Below are 12481 nucleotides of genomic sequence, written 5' to 3'. Positions count from 1 at the left end.
TCGCGGGGTGTGGGTGGGGAGTAGACAGGGGTCAGACCACGGGGGTCTCGGCCAGCTTCTCGGGCTCGGCCACCTTCTCGGTGTCGGCGAGGGCGGCCAGGAAGCGCTCGGCGTCGAGTGCGGCGGAGCAGCCGGTGCCGGCGGCCGTGATGGCCTGGCGGTAGGTGTGGTCGACGACGTCACCGGCGCCGAAGACACCCGGGAGGTTCGTGCGCGTCGACGGAGCGGCGACCTTGAGGTAGCCCTCGTCGTCCAGGTCGAGCTGACCCTTGAAGAGCTCGGTCCGCGGGTCGTGACCCACGGCGATGAAGAGGCCGGTGACCGGCAGCTCGCGGGTCACGCCGGTCTTCGTGTCGCGCAGGGTCAAGCCGCTGAGCTTCTGGTCGCCGTGGATCGTGGTGACCTCGCTGTCCCAGGCGAAGGAGATCTTCGGGTCGGCGAAGGCACGGTCCTGCATGGCCTTCGAGGCGCGCAGGGTGTCGCGGCGGTGGACGATCGTGACGGACTTGGCGAAGCGCGAGAGGAAGGTGGCCTCCTCGATCGCGGTGTCGCCGCCGCCGACGACGGCGATGTCCTGGTCCTTGAAGAAGAACCCGTCGCAGGTGGCGCACCAGGAGACACCACGGCCGGAGAGGGTGTCCTCGTTGGGGAGGCCGAGCTTGCGGTGCTGGGAGCCCGTGGTGACGATGACGGCCTTGGCACGGTGCACGGTGCCGGCGGTGTCGGTGACGGTCTTGATCTCACCGGTCAGGTCCACGGCGACGACGTCGTCGGGGACGAGCTCGGCGCCGAAGCGCTCGGCCTGGACCCGCATGTTGTCCATGAGGTCCGGGCCCATGATGCCGTCGCGGAAGCCGGGGAAGTTCTCGACCTCGGTCGTGTTCATCAGGGCGCCACCGGCGGTGACCGCACCCTCGAAGACCAGAGGCTTCAGCGACGCTCGGGCGGTGTAGAGCGCAGCGGTGTATCCCGCGGGCCCCGAGCCGATGATGATCACGTTACGGACGTCGCTCACGGGTTTCTTCCTCGTCTCTGCAGACTGCCACTGCCTACGGGGGCGGTTGTCTCGGTCGCTCACCCCACCCAACGGATCCTAAGGGGCGCGCATTCCCGAGACCGCCGCGCGGCACGTGACCGGGGCGGGAAGAGGGGGTCAGGAGCGGGGGTAGGCCTTGCTGAGGAGCACCTCGGCGGCCTTTCCGTTCTCCGCCCGGTCGGCACAGGAGGCGTCGAGCACATAGGCCTGGACGTGCGCGGTGTCGGCGGGGTCCGTGAGGACGAGCAGATAGGCGGACTTCCCCCGGTACTCGCCCCGCTCGTGGGCCAGCACCGGATCGGTGCGGCCGGTGCCGGCGAGGACGCAGGCCGGCACGGTGGCGCCGCCGCTCCGCCGGGGGGACGCGGTCCCGGTGTCGGAGGACATCGATTCGGGACCGATGCCCTGAGGAGTCCTCAGTGTTCTGTCCTTGGACAGGAGCTCCTGGACCCGCTCCTCGACCGGAGACCCGGAGAAGGGGGCCGCGGCGACCTCGGCGGAGGCATCGGCCCTCCGCACGCCGTTCGCCACACCGTCCCCGGCCATGTCGCCCGCCTGGCTGAGGTACAGGCTCGTCCCCAGGATCGCGGAACCGAAGGCGGCGCCGATCGTGGAGAAGAGGGCGATCCGGCGGCGGGGCCGCCGGGGGCGACCGGGGCCGGTGGCCGCGCGGGGGTGTCCGGCGGGACGGTCCGAGCCCGGGGAGGAAGAGGGAGAAGGCTCCACGGAGGGGCGCGATGTTTCACGTGAAACACGGACGTCGCTGTCGTTGTCGCCGTCGTTGCGTGTGTCGCTGCCGGGGGCGGTGGCGTCGAGGAGTGCTTCGGCGGCGAGGGCGGCGTCGATCCGGCCCGCGATCTCGACGGGCATCCGGGGCGGCCCCGGCAGGGTGCCGAGCAGGCTCCGGATCTCCTCCAGGGAGGACCGCACGTCCGCGCAGAGGGGACAGCCGTCCACGTGCCGGCGCACGGCCGCGGAACGGGACGGCGAGAGCAGCCCCTCGGCCAGGTCGGAGATCTCCGAGACGTCCGGGTGCTGTGTGGTGTCAGCCCTGTCGGCCGTGGAAGTCACGTGCGCCCACCTCCGCCCTTCACAGCAGCTTGATCAGTCGGTTCGGTGTCCGTCGGCCCCGGCACCGGTGGGACGGATGTCCCCGGCGTCCGGTTCCTTCCCCCTTCGGCGGTCTCGTTACCCACGGTGTCCGCACGCAGATGAGTGACCAACGGAAGGAGACGCGCCCGGCCCCGGGCACAGCGGCTCTTCACGGTCCCGGCGGGAACGCCGAGGATACGGGCCGCTTCCGCGACGGGGTAACCCTGCATGTCGACGAGGACGAGGGCGGCCCGCTGGTCGGCGGGGATCGAGGCGAGTGCGGCCAGGACCTCGCGGTGGAGGTCCCGGCGCTCCACGGGAGCCTCGGCGGACTCGTGGGGACCGAGGAGCTGCTCGAAGCGGTCGTCGTCGTCGACGGGCGAGGTCCTGCGGGAGGCGGTCTTGCGGGCCCGGTCGAGGCAGGCGTTCACCGTGATCCGGTGGAGCCAGGTCGTGACGGCCGACTGGCCGCGGAAGGTGTGGGCGGCCCGGAAGGCCGAGAGCAGGGCGTCCTGGACGGCGTCGGCGGCCTCCTCGCGGTCCCCCAGGGTCCGCAGGGCCACCGCCCACAGCCGGTCCCGGTGCCGCCGCACCAGCTCACCGAAGGCATCGGGATCCCCGGCGACGTGACGGGCCAGGAGTTCCCGGTCGCCAGTGGCCTCGTCTATCGGATCGTCCAACGGTGAGCCCCCTCCCTGTGCGGTCGTCAGCCCAGGATCTTGATTTCCGTCAGCTTGCCGCGGAAGCCCCCGTCGTTGGCGGGCAGCTCGGTGAGCCAGAGCAGAACGTAGCGGGTGGTGACGGGACCGGTGGGCTTCAGCGTCACGTCGCTGCCGGTCTTGGACGCCCGGGTGAGGAACTGATCGGGCATGCCCGGCTCCGACGCCGCGTCCGCGGGCGCGGTCCGCAGCTCCACCGAGGTATCTCCCAGGAACGACAGGTCGACCGAGCTGATCTTCTGGACCTTGCCCAGGTCGAGGACGAGGCCCACGCCGGACTTGAGCTTGCCCAGGTCGGCGGTCGCGTAGTTCTCGGTGTGCCAGAAGGTGCTGGGATCTCCGTCGTAGGCGTTCGGTATGGCTTGGGGCTTCTCCGCCCCGTTGCCCAGCGGGTCGAAGTCGTGCGCGGATTCGATGGAGACCGGCTTGGGCGCCGCCGGCTTCTCGTCGGTGACGACCGTGGGGGTCGCCTCCGGGGTCTTGGGGGTGTCCTTCGGGCCGAGGAGGCGGTCGGCGATTTGCCAGCTTCCCAGGCCGAGGGCGGCGATCAGCAGGGCCGAGACGGTCCACTTCAGCGCACGGCCGGTGCGGCTCTGGAGCGGGGGCGGCGGGACGACGACCGTCTGGGTGGCCGCCGGGTGCGGCTGCGGACGTCCGTACGTGCCCTGCTGGTACGTCGTGCGCTGATACTCGGGCGGGGCGGCGAACTCGGGCTCCGGCGGCTTCACGCGGGGCATCGTGGACACGGCCCTGGCCAGCTCGTCCGGGGTGGTGCAGGGCGGCTCCTGGCGCGAGGCGGTGGCGCCGTCGTTGGCGAGGGCGCGCATGGCGATCTCGGAGAGGCCCCGGTGGACGCCGGCACGGACCTGGTCGGGGGGAAGCAGCCCGACGCCCTTGGGAAGCCCGGAGAGGCCGTGGGCATCGTTCTCGTACGGCCACCGCTGGGTGAGCGACGCGTACAGCAGGGCGCCGATGGCCTCGGTGTCGGTGCGCTGCGGGCGCTCGGCCGTGATGCCGCGCAGGGCGGCGTTCACGGCGAGGCCGCGGATCCGGTACTGGCCGGTGGAACTGCGCAGGACCGCGCTCGGGGTGAGGCGGAGGTGGGAGAGGCCCTCGCGGTGGGCGGCGGCCATGGCCTGGGAGACCTGGCTGACGAGCTGGTAGGCGTCGTGGGCGTCCAGCGGGCCGGCCGCGAGCAGCGCGGTCAGCTCGACGGAGTCGGGCAGCCACTCGTGCACGACGTACACGAGGTCGTTCTCCTCGACGGCGTCGAGGACCTGGACGAACCGGGGGTCGCCGAGGAGGGCGGCGGAGCGGGCCGCGGCCAGGACCGAACGCGCCCGGGGGTGGTCGGCGGGCAGCAGGTGGACCCCGACGGCACGCCGGAGCTTCTCGTCGACGGCCCGCCAACTGCTGAAGCCGTCCAGACGGGTGACGCACTCCTCCAGCCGGTAGCGCCTGGCCAGCTTGTGGCCGCTGTGCAGTTCCGGAGCCGTGAGGGAGGGCTGTTCACCGCCCTGTCGTTCGACCGCCTTGTTCTCCGTGGCCTCGGCGGTCTTAGCCGCCTTCTTCTGTTCTTCCGCCACCCCGTCGGTCGCGGCCGTACCCGCCTTGGCGGTCAGCGGGTCGTCACCGCTGTTGTCGGCCACGTCGACGGCAGCCGTGCTACGTTCCGCCACCGTCGTTCCTGCCTCCCCATCCGTTGCGCCACATCCAACAGCCAAGCCAATTGTGCCCACAGTCGGACGCTATGCACGACACGCGGCCCCCGTCGATGGTTGTGCGGAGCCTCCGGTTCAGCGTCCCAGACGGCCGCGGACCATGCCCACCAGGGTGTTCAGTTCCGCGATCCGCATGCGCTTGGCCGCGACGAAGAAGACGCCGAGGAGCACGGCCCCGCCGACGGCCAGGGCGACGAGCGAGCCGAGCGCGCCCTCGCCCAGGAGCTTCAGGAGGCCGAAGCCGACGGCGCCCGCGACGAGCGCGGCGGGCACGGAGGCCATGCAGAGCCGGGCGTAGGTCCGCAGCACGTGGGTGCCGTCCAGGTCGCCGCCCAGCCGGCTGCGCAGCCGGCGCCAGGCGACGCCGACACCGACCGCGTAGGCGAGACCGTACGAGGCGGCCATGCCCACGACGGCCCACTGGGCGGGCAGGACGACGTAGCAGACCGCCGAGGCGGCCGCGTTGACGGCGGCGACGATGACCGTGTTGTAGAAGGGCGTCCGGGTGTCCTCGTAGGCGTAGAAGCCGCGGAGCACGACGTACTGGACGGAGTAGGGGATCAGGCCGAGGCCGAAGGCCATCAGGATGAAGCCCATGCCCTGGGCGGCCTCGACACCGCTGGAGGCGTAGAGCAGGGTGCACATCGGGACGCCGAGCGCCAGGAAGGCGAAGGAGACCGGGACGATCGCGACGGCCGAGTTCCGCAGGCCCTGCGAGATGTCGTCGCGGACGGCGCCGGGATCGCCGTCGTGGGCGGCGCGGGAGATCCGCGGCAGCAGGGCGGCCATGACCGAGACGGTGATGATGGCCTGCGGCATGCCCCAGATGAGCTGGGCGTTGGAGTAGGCGAGGAAGCCCGCGCCGTTCTTCCCGGACTCCTCGCCGGCGGCGGTGGCGAGCTGGGTGACCACCAGGACGCCCGCCTGGTTGGCGAGGACGAAGAGCACGGTCCACTTGGCGAGCTTGACCGTCTTGCCGAGCCCGTGGCCCTTCCAGTCGAAGCGGGGCCGGAAGCGGAAGCCCGTCTCGCGCAGGTACGGGATCATCGCCAGGGCCTGGACGACGAGGCCGAGCAGGGTGCCGATGCCGAGCAGCCGGATGCCCTCGTCCGGGATGGTCTGCACGCCCATCCGGGACTCGGCGGAGGTGCCGTAGACCCAGATGAACAGGCCGAAGGTGACGATCATGACGATGTTGTTGAGGACCGGGGTCCACATCATCGCGCCGAACTTGCCGCGGGCGTTGAGGATCTGGCCCATCACCACGTGCACGCCCATGAAGAAGATCGTGGGCAGGCAGTAGCGGGCGAAGGTCACGGCCACGCTGTTGGCCGCCGCGTCGTCGGCGATGGTGTTCGACATCAGCCGGATCAGCAGCGGCGCGGCGAAGACGGCCAGGGCGACGATAGCGCCGAGCGCCACCATGACCAGGGTGAGCAGCCGGTTGGCGAAGGCCTCGCCGCCGTCCTCGTCGTTCTTCATCGCGCGGACGAGCTGGGGGACGAAGACCGAGTTGAGGCCGCCGCCGACGGTGAGGATGTAGATCATCGTCGGCAGGGTGTAGGCGATGGTGAAGGTGTCGCCGAGCAGGGCCGCGCCGAGCGCGCCGGTGATCACCAGGCTGCGGACGAAACCGGTCAGCCGGGAGACCAGGGTGCCGGCCGCCATCACCGCGCTCGACTTGAGCAGCCCGGAGGCGCGTCCGGCCTTCTTGGGGGCGGGCGCGGGCAGCGGATCGGGCTCCGGGGCGGGCGGGGGCACCTGGCCGGGCGCCTGCTGGTCCCGGTAGAGGTGCGCGAAGGCGTCCGGCTCGGGCGCCTCCTCGCTCGCCCGGGTGACCAGGTCGTCGACGCCGGTGAACTGGACCGTGCGCGCGTCGTCGCCGTACGGCAGGTGGCGCGAGGGGCCGTCGGGCTCCGGTGCCGGGGTCTGCGCCCACACCCGGGGGTCGGGGGCGTACGGGGGCGCGGCCGGCTGCTGGTAGAGCGCCTGGGGGTCCTGGTAGGTGCCGGGGGGCGGCGGCGGGTGCGCGGCGCGGTCGTAGAGCGCCTCGGTCACCGGGTCCTGCGCGGAGAGGTCCTGCGCCCGGTACGGGTCGTGGGCGAAGGCGTCCTGGACGTACGGGTCCTGGACGGAGGGGTCCTGGGCGTACGGGTTCTGCGCATAGGGGTCGCCCTGCTGGTACGGGTCCTGCGCGTAGGGGCCCTGCCCGTGCGGGTGCTGTGCGGGGTCACCCTGCCGCGGGTCCTGTGCCGGCGGGTGGCCGGGACCCGAGGGTGCCGCGGGCGTCCCGCCGGACGGCGCGGTGCCGCCCGCGCCCTGGCCGCGGTCACCGTCGTACGGCGCGTTCATGGTTACCCCACCTCATCGTCCCCGGCCGACCGGCCACGACATCGCTCAACGGTCCACTTTCTCACCCGTGGCCGACGGGTCGCCGCTTTCGGGCCCGGTGTCCGGTGTCGGGTCACTCGGCTGCTCGGGTCCGCCCGCGCCGCCCTCCCCCGGCTCCGCGCCCGGCCCGTCCGCTCCGGTACCTTCCGGCTCTCCGGCCTTCTCCGCCTCTCCGGGCGCCTCGGCGTCGGCCGCTTCGGCCCCGGGCGCCTCTGCGTCGGCGGCTCCGTTCGTTTCGGCTTCGGCGGTCTGGGCGGCCAGCCGCTTGCGCTGGGTGTACATCCGCACACCGGCGAGGGCGAGCAGGAGGACACCGCCGGCGATCACCAGCATCACCGTGGGGGTGATCTCGGAGACCTTCACGATGAACGACATCGGCTTCCCGTAGGGGGTGCCGTCCTCGGTGTAGAGCTGGGCCGTCACCGGAACCTGGCCGTTGACGGCGGCCGTGGCGTCGAACTTCACCGACTGGTTGTGTCCGGCGCCGACCTTCACGGGCAGCTCGGCGATCCTGTCGCCGTTGATCTTCAACCGGTTCTTGTTGTTGGAGGTCAGGCGCAGCACCAGGTGGTCCACGCCCTGGACCAGCTTGTTCTGGACGGTCACGGGGATCGTCGCGCTGCGGCCGGAGAGCGTGAGGTCCGACTTGTCGACGAGCTGGATGCTCTTGGTGAGCTCCTGCAGGTAGTCCAGGACGTTGCCGCGGTAGATCGTGGCCGCTCTGGTCCGGTCGCGCCAGGAGGTCGACATCTCGCGGTTGATCGCGGTGCCGAACGGGGTCACGACGCGGTCCGGGAGCGTCAGGACGACCTTGAAGTCGTTCAGCTCGTCCCGGGTGGTCTTCATGTCGCGGAAGGCCTGGACCGGCAGCTCCTGGTCGCGCAGCTTCTTCGGGTACCGCGCGCTGCCGGGCACCGAGGTGGAGGCGTCCGGGTCCGGTTTGGCCGTGGCCGCCGCGACGAGGTCGCTCGGCTGGCTCCAGCGCCGGCCGGAGAGGCCGCGCAGGGCGGCCGCCATGGTCTGGGCCTGGGCGACGGTCGGCACCCGCTGGGGGGCGACCACGACGCTCCGCTGCTTCTCCGGCTGCTCCAGGGTGATCGCGAGCGTCTGGGAGAGGAACTCCTGGACGGCGAGCGTGGACCCCTCCGCGCGGACCATGTCCCCTTCGAAGGCGGTGGACAGCAGGGCGTCGCTCACCACGGCCGTGGTGCTGCCGTTGCCCAGGGGGCGGGCCGCCGACGGCGTGTAGGAGAGGTCGTCGCGGACGCTGTCGCTGCGGGCGATCACCTTGTCGGCACCGGCCGAGGTCGCGACCGACACGATGGCGGGGTCGACGGCCCCGTCGACGGGCCAGGCGAAGTCGGTGGAGGGCTGTACGTGGAGGATGGTCTCGACCGTCATTCCGGCGAGGGCGGTCGCCGACTGGAGGTGCCCCAGGGAGCCGGGGACGTCCTTGCCGTGGTGGGCCAGGGAGGCGAGGTCGGGGTCGGCGAAGGGGAGGGCGACGACCTTGTGCCCCTGCACCGCCTTCTCCAGCGCGCCCAGCCACCGCTCGGCGAGCTCCTTGTTCGCGCCGGGAACGTGCAGGGAGCCTTCCTTGACGCGGTAGCCGTTCGCCATGGCGTCGACCGTGGCGAGGAGGTCCGGATCGATCACCCAGGTGACCGGCAGGTCCTTGCCCAGCGTGACCATCTGGTCGAGGCGTCCGCCGGGACGCAGCTCGGCCGCCAGGGCGTCGTCCTCGAAGACCGGGGTCTGCTGGTCGTCCGTGGCCGTCTCCGCCGAGACGTGGGCCGAGGAGATCAGCGGCCAGAGGTAGCTGATCTGGGTTTTCTTCTCGGTGGCCTCGGGCTGGTACGGCAGGAAGGTCCGCTCGATGCCGAGCACCCGGGGGTAGGGGCGGTCCGAGGTCTGTCCGCTGAGGGAGACGCCGAGCTGGTAGACGCCCGCCTCGTCGAGCCCGAGGGCGGAGACCGGGACGGAGAGGGAGAACTCCGCGCTGAGGCCGGCGCCCAGCTTGGGGATCTTGGCGGTGGGGGCGTCCTGCGCGGGAGCGGGATCGCTGTCGCTCCGGTAGCCCGTGCGACCCGTCACCTGCTCGATCTCGCTGCGGCTGGTCATCCGGGGGCCGACGCGCAGTTCGACGGACGCGTCGGTGACGGTCCTCTTGCCCCGGTTGGTCACCGTGCCGGTGAGGGTGACGGTGTCGCCCTCGACCGGCGTGTTCGGGGTCAGGGTGTCGAGCGACACGTCGACGGTCTTCGAGCCGGTGGCGTCCTCGGCGGTGGTCGCCGAGGGAGCGGCGACCGCGGAGGGGGTGACCACCGGTGCCTGGAGCAGTCCGGCGAGGAGCGGCGCCCCGACGGCGACGGTGAGTGTGCGCCGCAGCCATCGGCGGGCAGGTGAGGGACCGGTCCCCTTGATGTCTGCCGCCTCGGCCACGCCTTCGCCCGTCCTCGTCGTTGTCTGTGGTGCCAGTGGTGCCCGTGCTGGCGGTGGTTTCCGGTTGCTGTGTCCAGGCATGGTAACGAGGCACGCTGGGAGCAAGTGCCGGGGAGTGCTCCAGGCGATCTTCGACCGGCCTCCGGTGCACACGGACGGGCGGCCCCGCGCCCCGGAGACGGGAGGTTCCGCCCCGGGAAAACGAGGACGTCGCGGTGGACCGGGGCACGTACCCTTTTCTGTTGTGCCGAACGCCAACGAAGACACCCCCACTGCACTGAGTCAGGTGCAACGCCGCGCGGTCAGCGAACTGCTGCGCGTGTCCCCTGCCGCCGACGACCTCGCCCGCCGCTTCCAGGAGGCCGGGTTCAGCCTTGCGCTGGTCGGTGGCTCGGTACGGGACGCCCTGCTCGGCCGGCTCGGCAACGACCTGGACTTCACCACCGACGCCCGCCCCGAGGACGTGCTGAAGATCGTCCGCCCGTGGGCCGACGCCGTGTGGGAGGTCGGGATCGCCTTCGGGACGGTCGGCTGCCAGAAGGACGCCCGCGTCGGGGACACCGTCCAGCGCTTCCAGATCGAGGTCACCACGTACCGTTCGGAGGCGTACGACCGGACCTCGCGCAAGCCCGAGGTCTCCTACGGCGACTCGATCGAGGAGGACCTCGTCCGGCGTGACTTCACCGTCAACGCCATGGCCGTGGCCCTCCCCGAGAAGGAGTTCGTCGACCCGTACGGAGGTCTGGAGGACCTGGCCGCCCGGGTGCTGCGCACGCCGGGCACGCCGGAGGAGTCCTTCTCCGACGATCCGCTGCGCATGATGCGGGCCGCGCGGTTCGCCGCCCAGTTGGACTTCGAGGTCGCCCCCGAGGTCGTCGCGGCCATGAAGGAGATGTCCGGCCGGATCGAGATCGTCTCCGCCGAGCGCATCCGTGAGGAGCTCAACAAGCTCCTCCTCTCGGTGCACCCGCGGAAGGGCCTCGGCCTGCTCGTGGACACCGGCCTCGCCGACCACGTGCTGCCCGAGCTGCCGGCGCTGCGACTGGAGAGCGACGAGCACCACCGGCACAAGGACGTCTACGAGCACTCGCTGACCGTGCTCGACCAGGCGATCGACCTGGAGGAGGACGGTCCCGACCTGGTGCTGCGCATCGCGGCCCTGCTGCACGACATCGGCAAGCCGCGGACCCGTCGCTTCGAGAAGGACGGGCGGGTCTCCTTCCACCACCACGAAGTCGTGGGCGCGAAGATGGCCAAGAAGCGCATGACCGCGCTCAAGTACTCCAACGAGATGATCAAGGACGTCTCCCGTCTCGTGGAGCTGCACCTCCGCTTCCACGGGTACGGGACCGGCGAGTGGACCGACTCGGCCGTGCGCCGCTACGTGCGGGACGCCGGCCCGCTGCTCTCGCGGCTGCACAAGCTGACCCGCTCGGACTGCACCACGCGCAACAAGCGCAAGGCGGCCGCGCTCTCCCGCGCCTATGACGGCCTGGAGGACCGCATCGCCCAGCTCCAGGAGCAGGAGGAGCTGGACGCGATCCGCCCCGACCTCGACGGCAACCAGATCCAGGAGATCCTGGGCGTCGGTCCCGGCCCGGCCATCGGGCAGGCGTACAAGTTCCTCCTTGAGCTCCGGCTGGAGAACGGTCCGATGGAGCACGACCAGGCCGTCGCCGCGCTCAAGGAGTGGTGGGAGGCGCAGGGCTGAGCCGTCCCCGTCGGGTGGGCCGCTGTTTCACGTGAAACAGCGGCCCACCCGACGGGCGTTCGACGAGGGGTGGTGTTTCACGTGAAACATCACCCCTTCGTCACCCCTTCGTACGTTCCCCGCGCAGAGCCACGGCCGTCGCCCCGTAGATCACGGCCACCAGGACGATCAGCGGGGCCGAGCGGCCGTCGGGCGGCAGCATGAGGGCCGCGACTCCGGCCGCGCCGACGAAGGCGACGTTGAACAGCACGTCGTAGAGCGAGAAGATCCGGCCCCGGTAGGCATCGTCCACCGACGTCTGCACCACCGTGTCCGTCGCGATCTTGGCTCCCTGGGTGATGAGCCCGAGGAGGAAGGCGGCGACGAGGAAGGGCACGGGGGCGAAGGTCAGGCCGAGGGCCGGTTCGAGCACGGCCGCCGCCGCCGTGCACACGGTCATCCAGCCGAAGGGGCCGAACCGGCGGACCGCCCACGGGGAGAGGACCGCGGCGGCGAAGAAGCCCGCCCCCGACAGGGCGACGGCGAGTCCGAGGAGGGCGAGTCCCTCGGACTCGGTGGAGCTCCAGGTGTAGCGGCAGAGCATGAGCACGGCGACGAGCAGGGCGCCGTAGCAGAACCGCATGAGGCCCACCGCGGTGAGCGCCCGGAGGGCGGGACGCCGCTCGGTGAGGTGGCGCAGCCCCTCGGCGAGGCCGCGCGCCGTCGATCGCAGGGCCGTGGCGAGGCGCTGGGGCACGAGGTCCGGATCGGGGCCGAGGAGTTCCCGGGACATCCGCAGGGAGGCGAGGGCGGCGCAGAGGTAGAGGACGGCGCCGAAGGCCACCACGGCGGCGTCGGAACCGTCGGCGAGCAGCTTGACGCCGAAGGCGAGACCGCCGCCGACGGTCGCGGCGAGCGTGCCGGCGGTGGGGGAGAGCGCGTTCGCCACGACCAGCCGTTCGTCGTCGACGACGCGCGGGAGCGAGGCCGAGAGCCCCGCGAGGACGAAGCGGTTGACGGCCGTGACGGAGAGCGCGGAGGCGTAGAAGAGCCAGTCGGGTACGGAGGCGAGGACGAGCATCGCGGTCCCGCACGCGAGCAGGGCGCGCAGGAGGTTCCCGTACAGGAAGACCTGGCGGCGCTGCCAGCGGTCGAGGAGCACGCCGGCGAAGGGCCCCACGAGCGAGTACGGGAGCAGGAGCACCGCCATGGCGGAGGCGATCGCGGTGGGGGAGGTCTGTTTCTCGGGGGAGAAGACGACGTACGTGGCCAGGGCCACCTGGTAGACGCCGTCGGCGCACTGGGAGAGCAGCCGGACGGCGAGCAGGCGGCGGAAGTTCGTCAGGCGCAGGAGTACGCGCAGATCACGTACGACGGACATGGCAGCAAG

General features: G+C 71.7%; 8 protein-coding genes. 1 reads left to right on the top strand and 7 read right to left on the bottom strand.

Annotated features, from left to right (window positions below):
• Positions 1-31: 31 nt before the first annotated feature.
• From trxB to ACFYNX_RS19670, 6 genes are all read right to left on the bottom strand, one after another.
• Entirely contained in the window at positions 32-1015 is a 984-nt protein-coding gene (gene trxB / locus ACFYNX_RS19695) for a thioredoxin-disulfide reductase (RefSeq protein WP_388662854.1), read from the bottom strand.
• A gap of 138 nt (positions 1016-1153) precedes the next feature.
• The gene (locus ACFYNX_RS19690) at positions 1154-2107 is read right to left on the bottom strand and encodes a hypothetical protein (protein ID WP_388662852.1); all 954 of its coding nucleotides are present in this window, start codon (positions 2105-2107) and stop codon (positions 1154-1156) included.
• On the bottom strand, positions 2104-2838 hold the full coding sequence (gene sigM / locus ACFYNX_RS19685) for an RNA polymerase sigma factor SigM (protein WP_388663401.1): 735 nt from the start codon (positions 2836-2838) through the stop codon (positions 2104-2106). The genes ACFYNX_RS19690 and sigM overlap by 4 nt, the downstream gene beginning before the upstream one ends.
• Positions 2835-4526, bottom strand: coding sequence for a protein kinase family protein (locus tag ACFYNX_RS19680; RefSeq protein WP_388662850.1), 1692 nt, complete (start codon positions 4524-4526; stop codon positions 2835-2837). The genes sigM and ACFYNX_RS19680 overlap by 4 nt, the downstream gene beginning before the upstream one ends.
• Positions 4527-4643: 117 nt before the next feature.
• The gene (gene murJ, locus ACFYNX_RS19675) at positions 4644-6920 is read right to left on the bottom strand and encodes a murein biosynthesis integral membrane protein MurJ (RefSeq protein ID WP_388662848.1); all 2277 of its coding nucleotides are present in this window, start codon (positions 6918-6920) and stop codon (positions 4644-4646) included.
• Positions 6921-6965: 45 nt separating this feature from the next.
• Entirely contained in the window at positions 6966-9401 is a 2436-nt protein-coding gene (locus ACFYNX_RS19670) for a DUF6049 family protein (RefSeq protein ID WP_388662846.1), read from the bottom strand.
• Between the two features lie 244 nt (positions 9402-9645).
• Here ACFYNX_RS19670 and ACFYNX_RS19665 point away from each other — a divergent pair, with 244 nt between their 5' ends.
• A complete protein-coding gene (locus tag ACFYNX_RS19665; protein ID WP_388662844.1) occupies positions 9646-11112 on the top strand; it encodes a CCA tRNA nucleotidyltransferase in 1467 nt (488 codons plus the stop codon).
• Positions 11113-11212: 100 nt separating this feature from the next.
• On the opposite strand, the gene ACFYNX_RS19660 is transcribed toward ACFYNX_RS19665, so the two are convergent.
• Positions 11213-12472, bottom strand: a complete 1260-nt coding sequence (locus ACFYNX_RS19660; RefSeq protein WP_388662842.1) for an MFS transporter — start codon at positions 12470-12472, stop codon at positions 11213-11215.
• Positions 12473-12481 lie beyond the last annotated feature (9 nt).

The sequence above is a fragment of the Streptomyces sp. NPDC007872 genome (assembly GCF_042868165.1).
Lineage (GTDB): Bacteria > Actinomycetota > Actinomycetes > Streptomycetales > Streptomycetaceae > Streptomyces.
This window is presented reverse-complemented; position numbering and strand designations above follow the sequence as displayed.